At 57.0% G+C, this 22882-nt stretch carries 23 protein-coding genes; 14 read left to right on the top strand and 9 right to left on the bottom strand.

Features of this window, described 5'->3' with window-relative positions; all coding sequences use genetic code 11:
* Window positions 1-42: 42 nt before the first annotated feature.
* On the bottom strand, window positions 43-945 hold the full coding sequence (locus tag E5161_RS09275) for an aldo/keto reductase (protein WP_136777446.1): 903 nt from the start codon (window positions 943-945) through the stop codon (window positions 43-45).
* A 160-nt stretch (window positions 946-1105) separates the two neighbouring features.
* On the opposite strand from E5161_RS09275, the gene E5161_RS09270 reads away from it, so the two are divergent.
* From E5161_RS09270 to E5161_RS09255, 4 genes are all read left to right on the top strand, one after another.
* Window positions 1106-1969, top strand: coding sequence for a DUF72 domain-containing protein (locus tag E5161_RS09270; protein ID WP_136777445.1), 864 nt, complete (start codon window positions 1106-1108; stop codon window positions 1967-1969).
* A gap of 15 nt (window positions 1970-1984) precedes the next feature.
* Entirely contained in the window at window positions 1985-3562 is a 1578-nt protein-coding gene (locus E5161_RS09265; RefSeq protein WP_136777444.1) for an NAD(P)H-hydrate dehydratase, read from the top strand.
* A 155-nt stretch (window positions 3563-3717) separates the two neighbouring features.
* Window positions 3718-4356, top strand: coding sequence for a PAQR family membrane homeostasis protein TrhA (gene trhA / locus E5161_RS09260; RefSeq protein ID WP_136777443.1), 639 nt, complete (start codon window positions 3718-3720; stop codon window positions 4354-4356).
* 21 nt (window positions 4357-4377) lie between these two features.
* On the top strand, window positions 4378-5340 hold the full coding sequence (locus E5161_RS09255; protein ID WP_136777442.1) for a metallophosphoesterase family protein: 963 nt from the start codon (window positions 4378-4380) through the stop codon (window positions 5338-5340).
* Here E5161_RS09255 and E5161_RS09250 read toward each other — a convergent pair.
* The gene (locus E5161_RS09250; RefSeq protein ID WP_136777441.1) at window positions 5324-5521 is read right to left on the bottom strand and encodes a hypothetical protein; all 198 of its coding nucleotides are present in this window, start codon (window positions 5519-5521) and stop codon (window positions 5324-5326) included. The genes E5161_RS09255 and E5161_RS09250 overlap by 17 nt on opposite strands.
* 92 nt (window positions 5522-5613) lie before the next feature.
* Here E5161_RS09250 and E5161_RS20765 point away from each other — a divergent pair, with 92 nt between their 5' ends.
* From E5161_RS20765 to E5161_RS09230, 5 genes are all read left to right on the top strand, one after another.
* Window positions 5614-5757, top strand: coding sequence for a hypothetical protein (locus E5161_RS20765; protein WP_169306652.1), 144 nt, complete (start codon window positions 5614-5616; stop codon window positions 5755-5757).
* 30 nt (window positions 5758-5787) lie between these two features.
* Window positions 5788-5958, top strand: a complete 171-nt coding sequence (locus E5161_RS09245; RefSeq protein WP_246042160.1) for a hypothetical protein — start codon at window positions 5788-5790, stop codon at window positions 5956-5958.
* A 152-nt stretch (window positions 5959-6110) separates the two neighbouring features.
* Entirely contained in the window at window positions 6111-6581 is a 471-nt protein-coding gene (locus E5161_RS09240; RefSeq protein WP_136777439.1) for a DUF1904 family protein, read from the top strand.
* Window positions 6582-7096: 515 nt separating this feature from the next.
* Window positions 7097-9151, top strand: a complete 2055-nt coding sequence (locus E5161_RS09235; protein ID WP_136777438.1) for an Ig-like domain-containing protein — start codon at window positions 7097-7099, stop codon at window positions 9149-9151.
* 32 nt (window positions 9152-9183) lie between these two features.
* Window positions 9184-9447, top strand: coding sequence for a DUF1294 domain-containing protein (locus tag E5161_RS09230; RefSeq protein WP_136777437.1), 264 nt, complete (start codon window positions 9184-9186; stop codon window positions 9445-9447).
* A gap of 64 nt (window positions 9448-9511) precedes the next feature.
* Here the strand turns inward: E5161_RS09230 and E5161_RS09225 are convergent, their stop codons facing one another.
* The 3 genes from E5161_RS09225 to E5161_RS09215 form a co-directional block, all read right to left on the bottom strand.
* A complete protein-coding gene (locus tag E5161_RS09225) occupies window positions 9512-10357 on the bottom strand; it encodes a hypothetical protein (RefSeq protein ID WP_136777436.1) in 846 nt (281 codons plus the stop codon).
* Between the two features lie 110 nt (window positions 10358-10467).
* Window positions 10468-10923 (bottom strand): bactofilin family protein, encoded by a 456-nt coding sequence (locus E5161_RS09220; protein ID WP_136777435.1) that lies wholly within the window; start codon window positions 10921-10923, stop codon window positions 10468-10470.
* Between the two features lie 5 nt (window positions 10924-10928).
* The gene (locus E5161_RS09215; RefSeq protein WP_136777434.1) at window positions 10929-11930 is read right to left on the bottom strand and encodes a M23 family metallopeptidase; all 1002 of its coding nucleotides are present in this window, start codon (window positions 11928-11930) and stop codon (window positions 10929-10931) included.
* Between the two features lie 180 nt (window positions 11931-12110).
* Between E5161_RS09215 and E5161_RS09210 the strand changes: the two genes are divergently transcribed.
* A complete protein-coding gene (locus tag E5161_RS09210; RefSeq protein WP_136777433.1) occupies window positions 12111-13208 on the top strand; it encodes a ParM/StbA family protein in 1098 nt (365 codons plus the stop codon).
* A gap of 319 nt (window positions 13209-13527) precedes the next feature.
* On the opposite strand, the gene E5161_RS20960 is transcribed toward E5161_RS09210, so the two are convergent.
* The 4 genes from E5161_RS20960 to E5161_RS09190 all read right to left on the bottom strand — a co-directional run bounded on the left by E5161_RS20960 (window position 13528) and on the right by E5161_RS09190 (window position 16941).
* Window positions 13528-13725 (bottom strand): hypothetical protein, encoded by a 198-nt coding sequence (locus E5161_RS20960; RefSeq protein ID WP_211246719.1) that lies wholly within the window; start codon window positions 13723-13725, stop codon window positions 13528-13530.
* 461 nt (window positions 13726-14186) lie between these two features.
* The gene (nagA, locus tag E5161_RS09200) at window positions 14187-15356 is read right to left on the bottom strand and encodes an N-acetylglucosamine-6-phosphate deacetylase (RefSeq protein ID WP_136777432.1); all 1170 of its coding nucleotides are present in this window, start codon (window positions 15354-15356) and stop codon (window positions 14187-14189) included.
* On the bottom strand, window positions 15353-16081 hold the full coding sequence (gene nagB, locus E5161_RS09195; protein ID WP_136777431.1) for a glucosamine-6-phosphate deaminase: 729 nt from the start codon (window positions 16079-16081) through the stop codon (window positions 15353-15355). Before nagB ends, nagA begins: the two co-directional genes overlap by 4 nt.
* A gap of 8 nt (window positions 16082-16089) precedes the next feature.
* Window positions 16090-16941 (bottom strand): MurR/RpiR family transcriptional regulator, encoded by an 852-nt coding sequence (locus E5161_RS09190; protein ID WP_136777430.1) that lies wholly within the window; start codon window positions 16939-16941, stop codon window positions 16090-16092.
* 292 nt (window positions 16942-17233) lie between these two features.
* Between E5161_RS09190 and E5161_RS09185 the strand changes: the two genes are divergently transcribed.
* The 4 genes from E5161_RS09185 to E5161_RS09170 are packed head-to-tail and all read left to right on the top strand — an operon-like array spanning window position 17234 to window position 22746.
* Window positions 17234-17923, top strand: a complete 690-nt coding sequence (locus E5161_RS09185; RefSeq protein ID WP_136777429.1) for an ABC transporter ATP-binding protein — start codon at window positions 17234-17236, stop codon at window positions 17921-17923.
* Window positions 17907-18938 (top strand): efflux RND transporter periplasmic adaptor subunit, encoded by a 1032-nt coding sequence (locus E5161_RS09180; protein ID WP_169306651.1) that lies wholly within the window; start codon window positions 17907-17909, stop codon window positions 18936-18938. The genes E5161_RS09185 and E5161_RS09180 overlap by 17 nt, the downstream gene beginning before the upstream one ends.
* A 34-nt stretch (window positions 18939-18972) precedes the next feature.
* Window positions 18973-21861, top strand: a complete 2889-nt coding sequence (locus E5161_RS09175; protein ID WP_136777427.1) for an ABC transporter permease — start codon at window positions 18973-18975, stop codon at window positions 21859-21861.
* Between the two features lie 3 nt (window positions 21862-21864).
* Complete coding sequence (locus tag E5161_RS09170; protein WP_136777426.1) at window positions 21865-22746, top strand: ABC transporter ATP-binding protein; 882 nt, start codon at window positions 21865-21867, stop codon at window positions 22744-22746.
* Window positions 22747-22882 lie beyond the last annotated feature (136 nt).

The following is a 22882-nucleotide window of genomic DNA, read 5'->3' as shown; positions in this document are numbered from 1 at the left end:
CCCGGCAATGGGTGATAAAAGATATCCGCCAACATCTGCTTATTATACTAACCCCGCCCAAGCCGGCTCGTGAATCTCTTCCCAACGTTTGCGGATAACTTGGAATTGTTCGTCGCTCAGCTTGCCTTTGCCCGCGAACTCGAACGCTTTGAGCATATGGTCGAGATTCTTGGTGCCGACGAGCGCGACATGAACCTGCGGGAAAGAGAGGACGAAGCGCAGCGAGATTTCCGCCACTTTGTCCGGATCGCCGTCCTTGAACGGAAAGTTAAGCTTTTCGAATCTTTGGACATAGTCCTGAGGAGCATTTTCGGCACCTTCCCGCGCCCACGCAACGTTGGCCAGCGGCCGCTTGATCACAATGCCCATGTTTTGCTCAGCGGCCTTATCCAGCGTCAAGGTGACGGCTTCCTGATCCACAATGTTAAGCGAGGTTTGGAGAGAGTCGAACACGCCTGTGCCGATCGCATAGAGAGCGTCCGTACTGTCGCCGCTGTAGCCGATATAGCGGGTTAATCCTTCCTGCTTGAGCTTCTGGACGGCCTCGATCAGCTCGCCGCGCCGCAGCACCGCTTCTGAGCAGCTGTGGATGTAGAGCATGTCGAGATAATCCGTCTTCAAGTCCCGGAGCGAACGCTCAATGCTCGGACGCACGTTGCGCACGTCCCATTCCGGATACGGGAGGCCGGCGCTTTTGCCTTCTCCCAGTTTGCTGAACAAATAAAAGTCTTTCCTGCGGTGGGAAACGGTATCTCCGATCATTTTCTCGCTGTCGAGATAGATGGATGCGGTATCAATGACGTTCATCCCTCGGTCCAAGGCGGTATTCAACAGTTTGCCGGCGGCTTCGGTTGTGGTGTCTACGCTTTTCATCGCGATTTCATAACCGCCGAATCCGACGACCGACACTTTCATATCCGTTTTGCCAAGCTGTCTTTGTTCCATTGTTGTGTATCACCTCTCCGCATAGGTTATCTAGAATTTACCCTCTTCAAAGGCACCAAAACGGATTTTGGCGGAGTAGAGCGGCTTAATTGGGCAAACCGGGCTTGCCGGACTATAATAAGAGTCAAAGAAAGTCGGAGAAAGGGGCGGGAGGCGGAAAATGATCCGAGTCGGTCTAGCGGGCTGGGGAGATCACAACGAGCTGTACCCGCCCGGTATCAAGGCGCAGGACAAGCTTCGGGAATACGGCCGCCGATTCTCTGTAGTTGAAGTGGACAGCACTTTTTATGCGGTCCATACGGCGGAGCGGGTTGCGGTTTGGACCCGGGAGACGCCGGCGGATTTTCATTTTGTGGTGAAAGCCTACCAAGGCCTCACGGGGCACCAGAGGGGAAAGCCTCTTGGGGATGCCGAGTTGGATGCCGTGTTTTCGGCGTTTTGCGAGTCTTTGGTACCGGCAAAAGAGGCAGGCAAGCTCATGGCGGTGCTATTTCAATACCCACCTTGGTTCGACTGCACCCGCGGAAACGTGGAAGTGCTGCGGAAGACCAAGGAGCGTATGGCGGGTTGGACATGTGCGCTTGAATTTCGCCATCAAAGCTGGTTCGAGCCGGCATTTCGGGAAAAGACGCTGGCGTTCATGGAGGCGGAAAGCTGGATTCATAGTATTTGCGACGAGCCGCAGGCGGGGCCGGGGTCAGTGCCGACGGTGCTCCACGTTACGGATCCGGAACTCACGATCGTCCGCATGCATGGACGTAATGAAGAAGGATGGAATTCAGGCGGAGCGCCGAATTGGCGGGATGTCCGCTATTTGTATCACTATAGCATGGAAGAGCTGTCGGAATGGGCGGATCGACTTCGGGCATTGGAAGAGCAGACGAATGAGATTTGCGTCATTTTCAACAATAACTCCGGCGGCCATGCGGCGGGCAATGCAGCCGACCTGATGCGGCTGCTCGGACAAGCCGCGCCGGAGCTGCCGGAGCGGGCGGTGCAGCTCGATTTGTTCGATTCTCCATAAGGGGGAAGGTGACGCATGCATCTGGTAACGTCCAAAGAAATGCGGGAGATTGACCGGCATACGATCGAAAACATCGGCATTCCAGCTCTTGTCCTAATGGAGAACGCCGGCCGGGCGATCGCGGAAGAGGTTGTGCGATGGTCAGAAGGGCGAGGTGCGGAGAGACGCTGCGTCAGTCGGGCGCCCCGATGGCTTGTGCTCGTCGGAAAAGGCAACAACGGAGGAGACGGAATTGTGTGCGCCCGTCACTTGGTGGAGCAGGGGTATGAGGTAGAGCTGCTGTACGCGGTGCCGCCGGAACAGCTCGGCGGAGAGGCTGCGGTGCAGCGTGATATTGCATGGCGGATGGGTTTGTCGGCCACGGTGTATTACGCGGATGGCGCGCCGCCGGATTGGAGCCGCTGGGACGGCATCGTGGACGCACTTCTCGGAACCGGTTCCGCGGGAGCGCCGCGGGAACCGTACGCGTCGCTGATCCGCGCGGCCAACGCGAGCGGGCTGCCGATCGTAGCGGCCGACGTGCCGAGCGGGCTGGACGCGGACACCGGCGAGCCCGCCGATCCTTGCCTCCGCGCCACTGTGACGGTGGCGCTCGCGTTCATGAAGCGCGGGCTGCTGTTGTATCCGGGCGCGGAAATCGCAGGAGAAGTCGTCGTGCGGTCCATCGGCATTCCCACCGCAGCGGCAGAGGAACGGGAGGTCCGCACCTTCGTGCTGGACGAGCGTACGCTGGAGCGGCGGCTCGGTGTGCAGATTCCGCTGCCTCGCCAAGCGGACACGCACAAGGGCACTTACGGCCACGTGCTGGTCGCCGCCGGGTCGCGCCATATGAGCGGCGCCGGGCTGCTGTGCGCCGGAGCCGCACTTCGTTCCGGCTGCGGGCTCGTGACGTGGGCGGTGCCGCAGCTGCTCGAGCTGACGCTGGCCGGACGGCTGCCGGAGGCGATGCTGCGCGGCTTGCCAGACGGCAGCACCGGCGAATGGCGTAATATCCCGGCCGCCGAACTCGCCGTACTTGCCGCGGGCAAACAAGCCGTTGCGATCGGGCCGGGCATGGCCCGCTGGGCGGGCGACAGCGCTTGGCTGCGCGAGTTATGGGACGCGGTGGACGCGCCGCTCGTGCTCGATGCGGATGCGCTGAACATGCTGGCCGATGCCAACAAGTTGGCCGACGTGCCGCCGTTCGCCGCATGGCCGCGGCGCGCGTCTACCACCGTGCTCACACCGCACCCCGGCGAAATGGCGCGCCTGTGCGGCATGTCCGTACGCGATGTCCAGCGGGACCGCATCGGCCTCGCGCGGCAGTTCGCCGTACAGCACGACGTAACGCTCGTGCTCAAGGGCGCGCGTACCGTCGTGGCGACCCCCGACAGCGACGCGTACGTCAACACCACCGGCAACCCGGGCATGGCCACGGGCGGAGCCGGCGACGTGCTGGCAGGCGTCATCGCCGGCCTGCTGGCGCAAGGGCTCACCGCCGGCCAAGCGGCGGCGGCCGGCGTGTTCCTGCATGGCACGGCCGGAGATCTCGCCGCGGCCAAACGTCCGTCCCCCGGCTCCCTGATCGCCGGGGACATCATCCACGAACTCTAACACGTACGACGAACGGTACATCTCAACATATAATGTTTCCCTTTTTCCGCCGTTTCTTCCCGCAGTGCGTCGAACGCTCTCAAGAGAAGGATTATCCTGGCGAAAAAGGAATATAATTTTTACACGACCGGCATAAAGAAAGAAGTGAATCATCCATGGCAAATACGCATGTTTACACCCGGCGGGAGGAAGTGGCCAACGCCATCACGCACGGCATCGGTACGGCGCTGAGCATTGCGGCGCTGGTACTGCTGATCGTGTTTTCCGTCACGAAGGGTACGGCTTGGCATGTGGTCAGTTTTACGATTTTCGGCGTGACGATGGTGCTGCTGTACACGGCATCCACACTGGTGCATTCGTTTCCCGAGGGCAAAGTGAAGGACTTATTTGAAACGTTCGATCATTCCTGTATTTATTTGTTTATAGCGGGCACTTATACGCCGATTATGCTGGGTCCTCTGCGGAGTCCGCTGGGCTGGTCCCTATTTGGTGTCGTTTGGGGACTGGCGGTAGGCGGTGTGGTGTTCAAGGCGTTTTTCACGAAAAAATTTCTGGTGCTCTCCACCTTGTTTTATGTGGCGATGGGCTGGCTTATCGTGTTTGCCTGGCAGCCTCTGCAGACGTTGATGACGCCGCAAGGCGTCCAACTGCTGGTAGTCGGAGGATTATGCTACACCGTAGGCGCAGTGTTTTACGTTTGGCGGGGCTTTCCGTATCATCACGCGGTATGGCATATGTTCGTCGTCGCCGGTTCCGCGTTTCACTTTTTTGCGATTTTACATGTGCTGCCTTAATCCGGAAAGGAGCTGGACGCGATGAACCGAAGGCTGCAATTTCGGAGCGACGGAACGTTCACCATCGTCCAGTTCTCCGACTTGCACTGGCAGAACGGCGAGCCCGCCGATCACAAGACCCGGGATTTGATGAAGCGGATTCTGGAGCAGGAGCAGCCGGATTTGATCGTGTTTACCGGGGATATCATTTTCAGTCCGAAAGCCGCCGATCCGCGCAAGGCGATTCGTCAGGCCGTTTCCGCGGCCGAAGAAAGCGGTATTCCTTGGGCTGCGGTGTTCGGCAATCATGATTCGGAGCGGATGGTCAGCCGGGAGGAGTTGTTCGGCATCTTGCGCGAGCATGAAGGATGCGTCGCCAAGCCGACTGAGCCGGGTGTCAGCGGGGTGGGCAATTACGTGCTGCCCATCGCTGATGCGGAAGGGAATCACCAGGCGGAGCTGTATTTTTTGGACAGCGGCGCCGTGTCGAGGGTTCCGTGGATACGAGGTTACGATTGGATTCGGCGGGACCAGATCGCTTGGTATCTCGAGCGTTCCGAGAAGCTTCAGGCGGACCGCGGCGGTGAAGTGATGCCGTCTCTCGTGTTTTTTCATATTCCGCTGCCGGAGTACAATGAGGTGTGGAAAACGCGCAAATGCTACGGCCACCGGCATGAGAAACCTGCCTCTCCCCGTGTGAATTCGGGTTTTTTCGCGGCCATGGCGGAACGCGGAGATGTGCTGGGCACGTTTTGCGGCCATGATCACACGAACGACTATGAGGGGGAGCTGCTGGGTATCCGCTTATGCTATGGCAGGGCCAGCGGCTATCAGGCTTACGGGCGTCCGTTTTACTCGCGCGGGGCTCGGGTCATTCGGCTTCGTGCGGGGAAGCGGGAGTTCGAAACGTGGGTGACGCTGCGCAGCGGCCGCCGGATTGAACATCCACGGGTGCACCAGCCTTGGGGCTATTGGTTGAAGGAGAAGCTCAGGAAATGGTTCTAAATAAATCAGCGCCTTCGCGGCTGCCTTTTCGGCGGCATTGCGATCGGCGCTGTTCTGCTTTCACGTTCGGTACGACTTGGGTTTGCGGTTTGCGGCTCCATTCGCCGCGGACGATGTCCGGGTTCAAGTGCCCGGCCCGTTCTGCTCTCAGGCGGGCTTTTTTCGTTTTGGAATTGGCCATATTGGAAAACACCTCCGGTTCTCACTATAAGTGAAAATCCTCTTCCCCGGCAACAATAAGTTCCACACGGCTATTTTGGAGGGGAGCTTGTTTTGGCTTATACCTGTCAAGACTGCGGGCAAGAGTCGGAATCGGCGAGCACGATCACGATTTATGACGAGCAGGGCGTCGAGGACCGGCTGCGGCTGCTGTGCCCGGAATGTTATGAGGAGTGGCTGTATTCCTTGAAAGGTTGAATGCCGGACTACGAGAGGAGAGGTGACAGCGTGAGCAACAGCATCGATGCGATTCGTGCCGACCAGCAAAATTTTTTGGATGAAACGGAAGACGAAGTGAAGGAAGTGCCCGCCAGCACCAATGCAGGGGAAGCTGTCGAAGCGTTCGTGGGGCACATTAACAAGTACGACGTGCCCGAGGAGCAGGAAGAGCGGAAATAATGCGTCCGGCAAGCCGGCTCTTGGGCCGGCTTTTCTGCGTCGTTTGGCCGGCTGAAGCAGCAGAAGACACGAACCGAAGGGTAGTGGCTGGATTTAGCAGCGGTGAGCTACTATGATAAACGGGTAGAATATTTTGAAAAGGAGACGTTGTCGTGCCTCATCTTCTCATTCGCGGTTTGTCGGTGGAGCAAGTTCGGCAAATCAGCAGCCCGCTTGTGAACGAACTCTCTGAACTGTGCGGCTGCCCGTCCGACCATTTCGTGCTGGAGTGCTTACATACAACTGCGGTATTTGACGGGGAAATTGCCGCATCTTATCCATTCGTAGAAGTTGCTTGGTTTGAGAGGGGATCGGAGGTACGAGGGAGGTTTGCGAAAATTGTAGATCGGCATGTTCGCGCTCTCGGCGTGCCCGAGGCCGAGATCGCATTTCGTACATATCGTGAGGATGCATACTACATCAACGGCGAACCCGCGGGCGCCGGCGAGGAAGACTTACAGCAACAAATGCAGACGCTTCGCGACACCAATGCCCGCCTACTCTCACAACTACAAAAGGCAAGGAAAGCGTCCGCCTCCGACTCTTCCATGTCCAGCAGACTGAGAGACGCATTAAGGGAGTAGAGGAGAGTCGAGGCCGCCCGCCCCGACCATGAGCCATCGTTAGTCACTCACACTAACTAACAGGGGCGCCTGCCCCGACCACGAGCCATCGCTAGTTACTCACACTAACTTACAGCGGCGCCCGCCCCGACCCCGTCATCGTTAGTCACTCACACTAACTAACAATGCTGCCCGCCCCGACCACGGGCCACCGTTAGTCACTCACACTAACCAACAGTGGCGCCCGCCCCGCCCCCGAGCCATCGTTAGTCACTCACACTAACTAACAGCGGCACCCGCCCCGACCACGAGCCATCGTTAGTTACTCACACTAACTTACAGCGGCGCCCGCCCCGCCCCCGAGCCATCGCTGGGGTGCGCTCCTCTCCCCCCGAACAAGCCTTGCTCCATTTCGTTTCAAAAAGTTCAAATTTTTGCCAAGTAAGCGAAACATTATGTAGCTATCTTGCGTCAAACCAAATACCGCCGCCGAAAGGAAGACGCAAAAGATACGGCGGTACGAGGAGGGCATCGTCATGAGGAAGGCTTTACTATGGGTGTTGTCACTGGCGTTGTTGTTCAGTCTTCCCATTACCGCGGCTGGCGCGACAAGCTTGACGACCGAGCAGAAGTTCGAAATCCTGAAGCAAAAAGGGATTTTTTCCGGCTTCAGCGACGGATCGTCCCGTTTGTACCAGTCCATGACGCGGGAGCAATTTGCTGTCGTACTGTTCAAGCTTTTCGAGATGCCCGAGCCCAATAGGTCGCCCACTTACGTGGACGTCATCAAAACGAGGTGGTCTTTCCAGTCGATTGAAGCCGTCACGAAAGCCGGCCTCATGTCCGGCGTCGGCAACCGTAAATTTTCTCCCGAATCGCCGGTAACCGTCGAGCAGTTGTGCTCCGTTCTCGTCCGAAGCTACGGTTTCTCGGGGAACGGCGTTTACGTCTCCGGCAAAGTGTCCGCCTGGGCCAGAGCGTCCGTCGGCATTGCGCTGCAGAACAACCTGATTCCGGAAATGAAAGACTACACGCTGCCCGCCACCCGCGGACTGCTCGTTGAAGCCGCTTATGCCGTTTATGTAAAGACGCAAGTAGACCCGCTCAAAGTCAGATCGGTCGACCCGGTTTCGAACCAACTGATCCGTGTCACCCTGAATCAAGCCGTCTCTTCCGTATCCCAAGACCGGTTCCTGCTGAAGGACATTCTCGGCGTCACCGTCAACATTCAGCAGGCGATTCTCGCTCCAGACGGCCTCAGCGTCACGCTCGTAACCGACCGCCAAGTTTCCGGCCGCACGCATACGCTTTATATTGACGGAACGGCATACGTCTACACGGCCCCATCCGACGACACCACCAAGCCGGTCGTCTCCTCATTCAGCCGTAGCACGAACGGCGTATTGCAAATCGTCTTTTCGGAGCAGGTGGACCGCAACTCGGCCATCAATTCCGCCAACTATTCGTTCAACAATGGCCTGAGACTGACCTCCATCCAGCTGTCGGACGATAAACGCGTCGTCACGATGACGACGTCCGGGCAAAACGAAGGAACCCATTACACGCTGACGGTCCGGAACGTGAAGGATTTGGCCGGTAATGTGATGGACGCCTGGAGCACGACTTTCCTGGCGGACAATAAGAAACCTACGGCTGCCTTCAGCTTCAACGACTCCACTGCTGTGATTACCCTCACCTTCAGCGAGAAGGTCAATGCCCAGCAAGCGGTCAGTGTGAGCCATTACAGCATTGACAAAGGAGTTGCCGTCGTTCGTGCGGATCTCGATGCGGACGGAAAAACGGTGTATCTCAGAACTTCCGCGCAAAGGGATGCCACCCTTTATACGTTAACCGTTTCCGGTATTCCGGACTTGGCCGGCAACGTGATGGACACGCAAACCTTCGTGTTCGCCGGGGTTGCGAATCCGGTCCAGTCCATACAATTGCAATCGATCTCGGCAGAAAATGAAAATACGCTGCTGATCACCTTCAATCGTGCGCTTAGCGACGACGATGTGAACAAACTCGGTACCGCGGTCCTGACGGATAACGGAAATACCGTATCCATGAGCGGCTGGTCGGCGTTCAAGATGCGCGTAACCGGGAACGACCGTGCGGTGACGGTCCAATTCCGTACCTCCGGCGATGCCAGTCCCGACTTGTTTCGGCCGGGTCACGTTTACCTCACCCGTGTCACCGGCATTCCCAACCTGGTGACCACGAATAATGCGAACCAGCTGAATTTTGCCGGTACGGAACGAGCGAACGCGATTCCGGAAGTGGCCAGTGTCACGGCCATCAATGCCACATCGGTGAAAGTCACGTTCAGTGAACCGGTCAAAAATGTGAGCAAAGCGGCCTTCCTGCTGAAGGAACAGGATGGGACCAACATCCGGATTTCCGCCGATTCGCTGAACAGCTTAAGCAAAGTCACGACGGAAGTGGTGCTTACGCTCACCGATCCGCTTCAATCGGGGCATCTGTATGTGATGTCGTTCGTTTCCGGCACCGTGACCGACGCGGCGGGATGGAACGGATGGAAAACGAAAAGCGGTACCGATGATTTCACAAAAACGTTCCGCGGGGTATAATGCAATAAAGCGCTGATTCGGAGGAAAATGGGTTGTTACAGATCTGGATTTACCTCGCCTTCATAAACGCAACAGCATATGCACTCATGTCCTTCGATAAAGCACAGGCCCGCAGGGGCGGCCGCAGAATTGCGGAACGTACGCTGCTGACGACGGCCGCCGCCGGCGGTTCGCTGGGCGCCTGGATCGCGATGCGAAGCCGCCGCCACAAAACGAAACATGCGGCGTTCGCGGCCGGCATTCCGCTCATGCTGGCGATTCATATCGGCATCCTCGCCTACTGGCTGTCCCGCTGATCGTCCACGAATACGAAAAAACCTCGATTCCCCCGGCATTCGCCGTGACGGAATCGAGGTTTTCTTATTTGCCCAGCGTGAGCGCCTTCAGCACGCGTAAAGCTTTGTCCTTATCCGGCGCCTGGTATCGCACGGCGATAATTTGTCTTTCGCCCATGGCTTCCACATTCGTACCCGTAAAAATCGGATTCCCGGTAATATCCACACCGTAAGGGTGGGCGGCAGTATCCTGGTCAGTGAGCGCCGTCCGTATACGCTGTTGGTCTTTTTTCAAATCCGCCCAGAAGGGCAGTCCGTCCAGCGGCATAAACAGATGTTGCTTGGCCAGTACGCTGAAGTTGCTCTCGTCGAGGATAAACAGATCCGTTTTCTCGGTCATAAGCGTCAGCATCGCTTTCTGCTGAAGGGCCATGTCCTGCTGGCTCCTGAGCTCTTTGGGGATGGCCGTGAGGGAGACGTCGATCCGTTTCCACTCCGGAAATTCTCCGAGCAGGTTTTGCGACAGCTTATCGGCGTCCGTACCGAAGAAATTGCCGAACACCGTTGCGGATACGTCGAGAGGAGGTTTGTTCGCCTCTTCGGCGCGTCTGTCCACAACGCCCTTCACCGCGGTCACAACGAGGATCAATGCGATAACGCCGATAATCAGATGCCATTTATAGTAATGAAAAAAGTGCGCTGCTTTGCCCTGTTTCGGGACGGTGACGGCTTTCTCCGACTCATGGCCGATAATCCGCGTGTATGCGAGGTTAACCGCTTCGAGGTCCGGACTGTCCTCCGTCTCGGCACCTTGCCGCTGTTTCCGGGACCGGGCTTTCTTCAGGAGTAAAAAATACCGCTGTTCCACTTGTTCCCGGATGGCGTCTTCCGGCAGTCCCAAAGTTTCGTAAGCTTGTCTCAACTCATCCAACGTTGTTCACTCCCCCACGAAAATGATACACGAACCGCCGAAGAATGCGCAAATAGCCCCCGACTCCAACGCGGGAAACGGGGGCTATGAAGGCACGTTCTATCGTTTCGTTACCAGGTTTTGAGCATGGAATTCGAATCGTCGGAAGCGGTGAGCAGTTCCGTTTCCTTGGCCGCGGCGGCAAGCGCTTTGGCTTCGTCGGCTGTGCTTTCCCTCTGATAGTCCATTTTACTTGAGCCTTGGAAAACGCCCCCGGATTCGATAGACAGCTCTTGCGCGGTCAAATTGCCGTTCAGGTTTCCGCTCGCTTTAATGGTCAAATTGCCTGTCGCCGTTACGTTCCCGGTCACATGACCGGCCAGAATGACATTGCGCGCCCGGATGTTGGAGCGGGCCACGCCGTTTTCGCCGATGGTGACGTCACCGGTGCATTCGATATCGCCGGTCAGCTGCCCTTCGATCCGGATGCCGGCCGCGGATCTGATTTTGCCCTCGAACTGCGTTCCTTCTCCGATCAGCGTGTCGGTCATATTCGGGTCGATTTTCACTTTTTGCTTTTTAAACATGGTCGTTATTCCTTTCTAGTTGACTGAAGATAAGGTTTAGGATCGACATTGCCGCCGTCCACAGAAACTTCATAGTGCAAGTGGGGTCCGGTGCTGCGGCCGGTATTGCCGAGTTCGGCGATTAGGTCGCCTTTTTTCACTTTGGTGCCGGGGGACGTCAAAATTTTGTGAAGGTGCATATACCGGGTCCGCAATCCGTTGCCGTGAGAGATTTCCACGTAATTGCCGCGGGCGTCTTGCTTGCCGGTGTCGGTAACCGTGCCGTCCGCGGCCGCGTAGACAGGATCGCCGACGTCACCGCTGATATCGATTCCCGCATGATAGCGAGCCCGATGCGTGAACGGATCGGTGCGGACGCCGAACAGTGACGTCACTCTTCGGGAAACCGTAGGCCAGATCGTCGGCGTAACGCTCAACTCTTTTTGCCTCTTCAGCACCGCTTCTTTCGTCTGCAGCAAACGCGGCGTCAGCTCTTGAATGAGCCGGTCAAGGGAAGAGAAGTCGCTGCGGGTTTCCACCACCAACGAATCCATCGCTTCCTGCGGAACCGGAAGCTCCTCGCCTCCGGCGCCGTCCATCGCGTAGTCGTTCGTTTGGCCGCTGTCTTCGGGCTTGGCTTTGACTGTGCTCTTATTCGAAGAAGGGAGGCCCGCGATTTGTTTCAGTTGGGTTTCCAGCTTGCTCAGGTCGGCCATTTTATTTTGGATCGATTTGGCTTGATCGGATAAGCTGGCCACTTCCGTCTGCAAATCTCCGATATGGCGCTCTTTTTCGGAAATGATTTTCTCGTATTTGCCCGACGCGTTCGCCAGTTCGTGCTTGAGGCGTCCGACTTCGCCGGCGTGGGCGTTATAAACGAACAGAACGATAAGAGCGGCCGACGTCAATGCGGCCGTCGTTACCAGAGCGATTGTGAGCACGATGGCCGAAAGCTGGAATTTTACGATTCGACTGCTGTTCGCGTCCGGTATGACCATGAACGTGAACTTTTGCCGTTTCCACTTCATGACTTTCCTCCTGCATCATCACCTGCTGATTTCATAGATTCATCCCTCTTAAGTTCGACCTGTCGACTCGATTTTCCTTTATTTCGGAAAAAAAACTCGCATAATAGCGAAAATAAGAAGGAATTTCTCGGATCTCAGCGAAATCTGTATGTTAGCAGTCTTTAGACCAGGAGGATTGTCATGATCAAATTGGCAGGTATAGACATCGGAAACGATAGCGTAAAATTGGTCGTCAGCGGATCCAACGAGCCGATCATCATTCCGAGCATCGTTTCTCCAGGATACGAACGGCACGTTCTCCAAGAGGAGGACGCCCCGCTTAAGGCGCTCGACGTCATGATTTACAGCCCGAAGCTGAAGAAGAAGAGCCAGCGATATTTCGTAGGCTTGCTTGCTTCGGAAGATCAAGACAACGCGGAGCTCGAGGACACCGACAACAAGGCGACCAGCGACCAAGCGCTCATCGTAGCGTTGACGGCTCTCGCGTACGCCAGCGTGACCAACGTGTCCCAAACACTGCAGCCCGGCGAAACCGTGGACCAAGTGGAGTACGTCATCGGAACGGGGCTTCCGGTGCGCACCTATGCCCGTTATCATCAAATATTCGAAGAGCGGCTGGTAGGGGAGCACGAGGTGACCTTCCTCTCCACGCCCAAGCTACGCGGTCGCACGGTGCGCGTGAACATCCGGCGTGCAGTCGTCTCGATCGAGGGCGCGGCAGCCCTGTTCCAAATGGCGACGCATGACAACTTGCAGGTGCGCGACGAGGAACTGTACTACGGCTGCATCGGCATTTGCGAGATCGGTGCGCTGACGACCGATTTCCCTGTGGTGAAACGGATGAGCATCGACAATCAGTTCAGCACGGGCGAGCAGCTCGGATTGGCCTCCTATCTGGATTCCATCATCCGCGACGTGGAAGATCAATTCGGCTACCGTTTCCCGAGCCGCACGAAGCTGATTCGCCGCATCCGCCGCAACGAATTCGTCATTCAGCGGGTAGGCGAAGGTCAAGCGGACATCCGGCCGATCGTGGACACCTACTTCGGACGGGCGGCGCAAAAAATCGTCGACCTCATCCGCAAACGCTGGAAGAAGTACCCTGACATTCAATGCTTTTACGTCCTCGGCGGCGGCGCAGCCGCGCTGAAGCCGTACATTCTGGAAGCGGCCGAGAGCATGCGGCTTCGCTTCGTGGAAGACAGCGAGCTGCAGAACGTATACGGCTACCTCAAGCTCGCTCGCAACAAGACCAGCCAGACGGATGTGGCGATGTAAGTTCGTTCGGCAGCGACAAAAGGCATTCTCCCAGTTTGAGGGAGGATGCCTTTTTTGTGGCCGCACATCATCTCGCAAGATACTCAGCACAGGGTGCCAAAGTGCACCTGAAAACCGACAAAATGGGCGGAAACGCGATTTCTCGCGATATTGTAGTGCATTCTGGCACCTCAGCGGAGAAAAATCGAGTTAGTTAAGAGATTAGAGTGCATTTTGGCACCTCGCTGAGCAGTTGGCGTAGGAAGGCGCGATAGAGTTACATACCACGTCACCCGTCACACCGTCATCATTCCAGTTACTACACTCGAAGCGCCATCCGTTACGCAACCTCATCACCAGACACCCACCTGATACCGCACCCAACACCGAACCCGACACCGATCCCGACACCCAACCCGACACCCAACCCGATACCGCACCCAACACCGAACCCGACACCGATCCCGACACCCAACCCGACACCCAACCCGACACCCAACCCGACACCCAACCCGACACCGAACCCGACACCACACACTCATCCAACACTTTAACCGACTTTTCACCCTATACTTCAACCGCCATCCAACCGGAATCCCGTTCGTCAACTTTCGAATACCCGTTAAGCGCCAAAGTACAGTTATTTTTGTCTGATATCCGGCCAAACCGCTCGATAACATCTAAGTACGCTGAGGAGAAGCGAGGGAGGTGGACTGTAGTTTCATTTTGCCAAGCTAAAAACACGATTTAGGTGTGCAACGATGCCGTAACTACATTTTGCGAAATTACAGAGCCGTTTCGAGCACGCGCCTCCGCAAACCATCTCTCCAATTTGACTAAATAGCATTACAAATCGTTTCAAGGCGAATTCTTCGCTGTAATTTGGCGAAATGCAGTTACAGAACGGCATGTGAACAAAAAACTCACGAGACACAAGTCCCGTGAGTTTTCTGTCTCGTGAGCCTATCTCTCGTGAGCTTTCTGAACATGAACCCTCACTCAAGCCATTTCCGCGCCGCCGACCCAGATGCGCTGCAGCGCCAGCAAATCGTCCAGCAGCAGCACATCCGCGCGCTTGCCGGCGGCCAAGGAGCCGCGCTGCTCGTCGATGCGCAGCTGCCGGGCCGGATTGCCGCTGGCCATGCGGCTCGCTTCCGCCACGGACACGCCGATCTCGCGAACGACGAAGCGGAACGCGTCGATCATCGTCAGCGTGCTGCCGGCGAGGCTGTCGCCTTCCTTGAGGCGGGCGACGCCGCCTTTCATGACGACCGGCAGTCCGCCCAGGTCGTATTCGCCGTCCGGCATGCCTGCGGCAGCCATTGCGTCGGTCACGAGAATGACGCGGTCCGTGCCTTTTGCGGAGATGAGCAGCTTAATGCCGGCCGGATGAACATGGTGCCCGTCGGCGATCACTTCCGCCGTGATCCGGTCATCCGTCAGCACCGCGCCAACTGTTCCCGGCGCCCGGTGATGATACGGACTCATGGCATTAAACGTATGAACCGCATGGCGCAGACCGTGTCCGGCAGCCGCCGCAATCTGATCGTACGTTGCGTCGGTATGCCCGCAGGACGGCACAATGCCGTGCCTGTCCAGCCGCTCGATATAATCCGCCGCGCCTTCCGACTCGGGAGCCAGCGTCTGCAGTTTGATGACGCCGGGGAATCTGCGCATCCAATCTTCCAGCCACTCGGCTTGCGGAGGCACTATATGCGCGGGGTTTTGCGCGCCTTTCCATTTGACGTTGATGAACGGGCCTTCGAAATGTACCCCCAGCAACTGAGCGAACGGCATAGGATCGCTCATGAACCGGCTGACGCGTTCCAATACCCGTGTCAGCTCTTCCCGGGACGCTGTGAGAGAGGTGGCCAGCATGGCCGTCGTGCCGTGTTGGCCGTGAAATCGGGTAATCGCCCGCAGCTCTTCTTGGTCCGCGTACATAAAGTCGTGCCCAGCTCCGCCATGCACGTGCACGTCGATGAAGCCGGGAAGCACCCAACCGCCCCGGCCGTCGACGCGATCGGCGCCTGCAGCTTCCGCCGGCACCGCGCCGTGTCCTACCGCACCGATGCTTCCACCGCGCATCCACACCCAGCCGTCGTCCAGGACGCCTTCCGTCGTTACGACCCGGGCGTTCAAGAGGAGACGATCCGCCGGTCCGCTCATGCCAATTTCTCCGCGGCGGCTTGGTCGAGCAGCACCACCAAATTCGGATGCGTCTGCAGCAGGGAGCCCGGACACTTCGTGGTGATCGGCCCTTGGAGCGCACGCTTCACTATGTCGGCTTTGTCTGCGCCTTTGACGACCAACAAAATCATTTTCGCCTTCAAGATCGTGCCGACCCCCATCGTCAGCGCACGAGTCGGCACTTCGTCCAGCGACTGAAAATACCGGGCGTTCGCTTCGCGCGTCGCCTCTGCCAGCTCCGTCACGTGCGTGCCGCCGATCAGCTCGTCCCCGGGTTCATTAAACCCGATATGCCCGTTGTGGCCGAGCCCGAGCAGCTGCAAATCCAGCTGTCCCGCCTTGTCGATCAGCTCGTCGTACCGGCGGCATTCCTCTTCGGCATCCGGAGCCTTGCCATTCGGAAGGTGAGTCTGAAAAGGTTGAATGTCGATATGGTCGAACAAATTCCGTCGCATATAAGCATAATAGCTTTCGGGATGATCGGCCGGCAGACCGGCGTATTCGTCGAGATTAAACGTGGTCACTTCTTTGAAGCTGAACATGCCGAGCTTAAAGTCGCTCACCAGATGGCGGTAAATCCCGACCGGGGTTCCGCCGGTCGCCAGTCCCAATACGGCGCGGGGTTTCGTCTGGATCAGGCCGGCGATAATATTCGCCGCAGCCTCGTTCAATTTCTCGTCGCCATCGAAAATCAGGATGTTCATTTTCCGCTTCACTCCTCTTTGGTGATATATCTCCTGACGGCTTGGAACGAACTCTCCAGCCGGGGGACATACTCGTCAAAATGCTCGCTGACCAAACCCGTGAACAAAATGTCGACAACGTGCAGCTGTGCCATTCTCGAAGCCATATCGCCCCGGCGCATGCCGGCTTCCGAGGAAGAGGTGAACAGCCGGACGTCCGCGACCGCGGCGAGCGGGTTCGTGCCGAACCGGGTAATCGAGATCGTCCGGGCGCCCCGTTCGGACGCACACCTGAGCGCTTGGATCGTTTCCGGCGTTTCCCCGGAATACGAAATACCCACTGCGGCATCGCGCGAATCCAAAGAAGCGGCGGACGTCATCTGCATGTGCGGATCGGAGAAGACTGCCGCGGCTTTGCCGATGCGGATCAGCTTGCTGAAAAAATCTTGCGCGACCACGCCGGACGTACCCGAACCGTACAGGTCGATCCGCTTCGCCCGGTGAAGGGCGTCGATCGCCTGCCGGAGCTGGGCCAGATCGAGCAGCCGGGTCGTATCTGTCAAAGAGCGCAGATGGTTGGCGGTGATCGCGGACACGATGTCCGGAAGCGGGTTGCCGGCGACAATATCCTGATACTGTGCCGCACCGCTTTGTCCGGCGAGCTCAGCCGCGAGCTTCCGCTTGAACTCGGGGAAGTTCTGGCTGTGAAACGTGCGGCAAAACCGGGAGATCGTGGCGGTGCTGCTGCCTGTCCGTCCGGCCAGTTCGGTGATTGTCATTTGCACGGCTTCCAGCGGCTGTTCCAGCAAATAGGCGGCGAGCTTCCGCTCCTTGGGATGCAGGCTGTCCAGTTTGTCTTGCATGGCACTCAAGATGCTCATGCCGCCCGCACCTCCTAAGAAAATTAGTTACATAAGTATTTAAACAATCAAGAAAATTATTTTCACACTCAACCCTAACATACGATATGGAGTTCATTTCCGCAACTTAAATTTGCGTAGTTCCCGTACGGGCCGGCTCGCTTCATTTTTCGGAAATGTTTTCGGGTTGACAGTTCTTCGGACGCTCCTTATATTGGAAGGACATCCTTTTGTGCAAGCGCTTGCAAAAAGAGTCGAACATTGTAGAGGAAAATGGGCATTCGGAACTAATCCTCTATCGACGGAGGTTACCATGAGCGTTGCGTCACCTTACATCATTCAATCATCCGGTGTGAAGCGGACGTTCGGACGGGGCGAAGGCGCGGTCACGGTACTCAAAGGGGTGGATATCGCCATCCCTCCAGGCCGCCTGATTGCGTTCAAAGGCAGATCCGGATCAGGCAAAACGACACTGATCAATTTGTTGGGAGCGCTGGACAGGCCCACAGAAGGCACGATCGCGTTCGACGGCCGGGACATCACGGAGCTGTCCGACCGCGAGCGGGATGAAATCCGCCGGTCGCAGATGGGGCTTATTTTCCAATCGTTCGCCCTCATGCCGCTCATGTCCGCCTACGAGAATGTGGAATTCGTGCTTCGCATTGCGGGTATTCCGGCGTCTCAGCGCAAAGAAGCGGCCATACAGGCGCTCGATCAGGTCGGCCTTAAGCCCCGCATGAATCACCGCCCCTTCGAAATGTCGGGGGGAGAGCAGCAGCGGACCGCGATTGCTCGGGCGATTGCCCACCGGCCCAAATTGGTGCTGGCCGACGAACCTACCGCGGAGCTGGACTCCCGGACCGGCCTTCACATCATCAAAGTATTCCGGGATCTCGTTCAGCAGGGCATGACCGTCATCATCACCACACATGACCCGGCGATCATGGAAATCGTCGATCACGTCTACGAACTGGAGGATGGACAATTTGTCACGCCATCTTAAACAAGCCGTCAAAGCCGTCACCGCCGTCGTGACCGCAGCGGCCGTGCTGGCCGGTTGTTCCTTGCTGCCCCGCGAGGAGCAGCCGCTGAAGGCGCCGCTGGTGAAGCCCGCGTCCGAAAATTACCGAACCGTGAAAGTGACGCAGGGTAACATTGTTAAGCAAGTAACCGGCTCCGGTTCGCTTGAATCGGTCGCCACGGACGTCGCCCAATTCACCGGACAGGGAGGGCGGATCGCGTCTGTTGCCGTACACCCGGGAGATCAGGTGAAGAAAGGTGACCTGCTCGTGCAGCTCATTATGGACGGGCTCGATTTGCAGCTGAAGGAGCAGCAGCTGGCGCTTGAGCGGGCCAAATACGCGTACAGCCAAGCTAAGAAAAACGGATCGGACGCCGATGCGCTTCGCATCGCGAGCCTTCAGACGGATATCGAACAAATCAAGTACGATCGTCTCAGCAAACAATTCAACAGCAAGCAGCTTCGGGCCCGCATCGACGGGCAGGTCATTTTCGCGGAAGACCTGAAGGAAGGCGATTTGGTCGAGGCTTATCAAACGTTGGTGACGGTGGCCGATCCGACCAAACTGCGGGTCGCGCTTCGCGTGGAGAATTCGAACGATATTAAGGACGTCGACGTCGGCATGACGGCGGAGATTACCTTGAAAAACGAGACTGTGCAGGGAAAAGTTGTCCAGACGCCGAGCTCCTCGCCGATGACGCTGAACAAAGATTTGGCGGATAAGTACTCGAGGACGCTGTATATCGAAGTTCCCCAGCTCCCGAAAGCGGCCGAAATCGGTTCCTCAGTAGACGTCAAAATCGTTACGCAAAAAAAGGACAACGTGCTCAAAATTCCGAGAAGCGGGCTGCGGTCCTATTTGGGGCGCAATTTCGTGCGGGTTTTGGAAGACGGCAAACGCATCCGCGAAGTAGATGTGGAGCAGGGTGTCGTCACGCCGACCGAAGTGGAGATTGTAAGAGGCTTGCAAGAGGGCCAGGACGTTATTCTGCAATAACCGCTAAGTAACTGGAGCGTGAGGAGGCTTTCCTTTGGCCTTATTCGTCATGATCATCCGCAAAATGGTGCAAAACAAATGGCTCGTCTCCAGTCTGTTCTTCGGGATGCTGATGACGGTGGCGCTGGTGGGCACGATGCCGATTTATTCGGAGGCCATTTTGTCCCGCATGCTCGTCAAAGATCTCGAAACGTCTCAGACGGAGAGCGCCGTGTATCCCGGCTCGCATTGGTCGGTCATCAACTTTTTCGACCAGTCCGAACAGAAGCGCAGGGCGCTGCTCGCCCGGCTGGACGGCTTCATGCAAACGCAGGCCGCACCGGGATTCGGCATTCCGGTGGAAGAGCTGGTGACGGAACGGCGGACGAAGTCGGTCACGTTCTCCTTCGAGGAGTCCGCCCGCAATGATCCGAAGCGCTCCAAGCCCAGCACGTCACTGCGTTCCTTCACTGATTTTGCGAAGCATATCAAGCTGACAGACGGCCGCATGCCGTCGGACAAGCCGGTGAACGGCGTGTACGAAACGCTGGTCACGGAGAGAGCGCTCACCAATTTCAAAATCGTCCTGGATACCGTGCTCGTATTGGAAGATCCCAAAATCAAAGGCACGGTGAAAATCAAGCCGGTCGGCGTTTTCGTGAAAAAGGAAGATGACGATCCGTATTTCCGGGATCCGCTGCTCAGCGATCTCGGCAATTCGTTTATCGTTACGGACGCGTTGTTCCAATCGGAATTTACGGCGCAGGGCAAAATTCCGGTTTCGTCCTCCGGCTGGTTTTTCGTGCTGGATTATACCAAAATGGAATTGCGCAACGTGCAGAGCTTTCTGGACACGAACAAGCTGATTAAAAATACGCTGACCGCTTCAGTCGGCCGCTATCAGGCCGATTTCAAAGTGCCCGCACTGCATACGATCGAGTCGTACTTCGCCCGGGCCACAAAGCTTCGCACGCTGATGTGGTCGCTAAATGTTCCTGTGCTCATCATGCTCGGCTTTTATATGTTCATGGTCTCCAACCTGATCGTCGATCGGCAGCGCAACGAGATCGCCGTGCTCCGGAGCCGCGGAGCCGCCCGTTGGCAGATCGTCGCCTCTTTCGCCGTGGAAGGCCTCCTTCTCAGCGCGGCGGCACTCGCGCTCGGCCCGCCCATCGGCCTCAAGCTCACCGAAGTGCTCGGCGCTTCGAACGGATTCCTCGAATTCGTGCAGCGGGCGCGGATGCCCGTTCATCTGAATTCGGACGCCTATTTGTACGGGGCACTGGCGGCGGCCGCTTCGTTCCTCATGACCTTGATCCCGGCGCTGCTCGCCACGCGGGTCACGATCGTCGGGCATAAGCAGCAGCTTGCGAGATTTAACAAGACGCCGCTGTGGCATAAGGCTTTTCTGGACGTCCTTACGTTAGGTATAGCAATCTACGGGCTGTATACGTTCCGTACCAAATTGAAAGATATTCAAAAACTCGGCTTGAACGTGGACGATTTGCGGATCGATCCTCTGCAGTTCGTCGTCCCTGCTTTGTTCGTGGTTGGTGCGGGATTGCTGCTGCTGCGGGTATACCCCTACGCGCTTAGGCTCGTTTATTGGATCGGCCGCAAATGGTGGCCGCCTTCCTTATATGCGACGCTGATCCAGGTGGGGCGGTCCAACAGCCAGTATCAGTTTCTGATGGTGTTCCTCATTCTCACGATTGCCATCGGTGTCTTCAGCGCGGGCGCGGCCCGTACGTTGAACAACAACACGGAGGACCGCATCCGGTATGCCAATGGAGCCGATGTGGTGCTGGAATCCGAATGGCCGAACGACAAGCCGCCTCCGGCGCCTGCGGGGCCGCAAGGCGCAATAGCCGCTCCAGCCGCTCCGGTTCCGAGCGTCGTGCACTATTTGGAACCGCCGTTCGATCCTTATATGAAATTGCCGGGAGTAGAAGCGGCGGCCAAAGTGTTTGTTAAGCCGGAAGCCTCTTTTTACGTCGGGGAGGCGAACGGCTCCGCCACGCTGATCGGTATCGACTCTGACGATTTTGGGCGTACCGCATGGTTTCCGGAGCGGCTGCTTCCTTATCCTTTGTACGACTATTTGAATTTGATCGCGTCCGATTCGCGGGCTGTTTTGATCTCGCGCACGCTGGCGGAACAGCGCAAAGTCAAACCCGGAGACACGATTTATGCGGGGTGGGGAGAAACCGACAAGCAGCCGTTTCTCGTGTACGGCGTGATCGATTATTTTCCAACCTTCAACCCCAATCCGCCGCTCGGTTCCATCGATGCCGCCGATGAGCAATCGAAGGATAATGCGCCGATGCTGATTGTCGGCCACTTGTCGCGGATGCAACTGCAACTCGGGTTGGAACCGTATCAAGTCTGGCTGAAGCTCAAACCTGGCACGACGACCGAAGAGCTTTATCAAGGAATTGCGAAGTCCGACTTGAACGTAACCCGGATCGTCAACACGCGGGCCGATTTGGTGAAGGCGAAAAACGATCCGTTCCTTATGGCGTTGAACGGCGTGCTGACGTTGGGCTTCATCATTTCCATTCTCATCAGCTTTGTCGGCTTCCTGCTGTATTGGGTGTTGTCGTTAAAAGGCAGAACGCTGCAAAACGGCATCCTGCGCGCGGTCGGACTCTCGCTGCGTCAGCTCGTGTCCATGTTGGCTCTCGAACAGCTGTTGACTTCGGGTGTGGCGATTCTCATCGGAGTATTCGTGGGGAATTTGGCGAGCCGGCTTTATGTGCCGAATTTTCAAATTGCCTTCAACCCGAGCAGCCTGGTGCCGCCATTCCAAGTCGTGTTCAAAGCGATCGATTTCTTGCGTCTGTACTCAACGGTCGGCATCATGCTGCTGATCGGCATCGGGATTTTGTCATACATGCTGTCGCGCATTCGCGTCCATCAAGCACTGAAGCTAGGGGAGGACTAAGCTGTGATCCACTGCGAAGGATTGGTCAAAATTTACAAAGCTGCGGATTTGGAAGTGTTCGCTCTTCAAGGACTGGATCTCCGCGTGGAGGCTGGAGAATTAATGGCCATCATCGGCAACAGCGGCAGCGGTAAATCGACTTTGCTCAACATGCTGGGCGGCCTCGACCGCCCTACCGCCGGCTCCCTGACGGTAGACGGCAAAAACATGCTGAAGATGTCGGAGACCGACCTTGTCCGGTACAAGCGGGAAAGCGTCGGATTCGTGTGGCAAAATAACGCGCGCAATCTTATTCCGTATTTAACCGCGCTCGAAAATGTGGAGCTGCCGATTTTGCTGCAGGGCCGGCGCAAGAGGCTCCGCGCGCTGGAGCTGCTTGAAGCGGTCGGTCTGACGCACCGCAAAAACAGCAAGCTGCACATGCTGTCGGGCGGCGAGCAGCAGCGTGTCGCGATCGCGATTGCGCTGGCCAACCATCCGAAGCTGCTGCTGGCCGACGAGCCGACCGGCTCGGTCGATTCGAAGATGGCCGATCAAATTCTCGACCTGTTCCGCGAGCTGAACCGCACGATCGGCATCACGATCGTCATTGTGACGCATGACCCGCACCTCGCGCGGAAAGTGGACCGCGTCGTCGCCATCCGCGACGGCAAAATCTCTTCTGAGATGCTGCGCAGAAAATCGTACGCCGAGGAACTGGCTGAGCTAGAGCAGGGCATTGCCGTTTCGGAGGAAGAGGATACCCACGTCGAGTATGCGATACTGGATAAAGCGGGCCGCCTGCAGGTACCGGCCGCTTATCTCGAGTCCATCGGGATTAAGGATACGAACAAGGTAAAGGTGGAGCTCGCAGACGGTAAAATCGTTCTGACCTCTCCGGAATAAAATTTTTCCAACGCTAACTTCTCAATTCAATGGGAACGTGATATATTTGTTTATGTAAGCGTTTTTATTCCATATAACAGTAAACGGCGGAAACGCCTTTTTTATGAGAAATTTGCAAAAACGTTTTTACAATCTT

Source organism: Cohnella pontilimi, from assembly GCF_005049045.1.
Classification (GTDB): Bacteria; Bacillota; Bacilli; order Paenibacillales; family Paenibacillaceae; genus Cohnella; species Cohnella pontilimi.
Note: the sequence above shows the minus strand (reverse complement) of the source record. Positions and strands in the feature narration are given on the sequence as shown.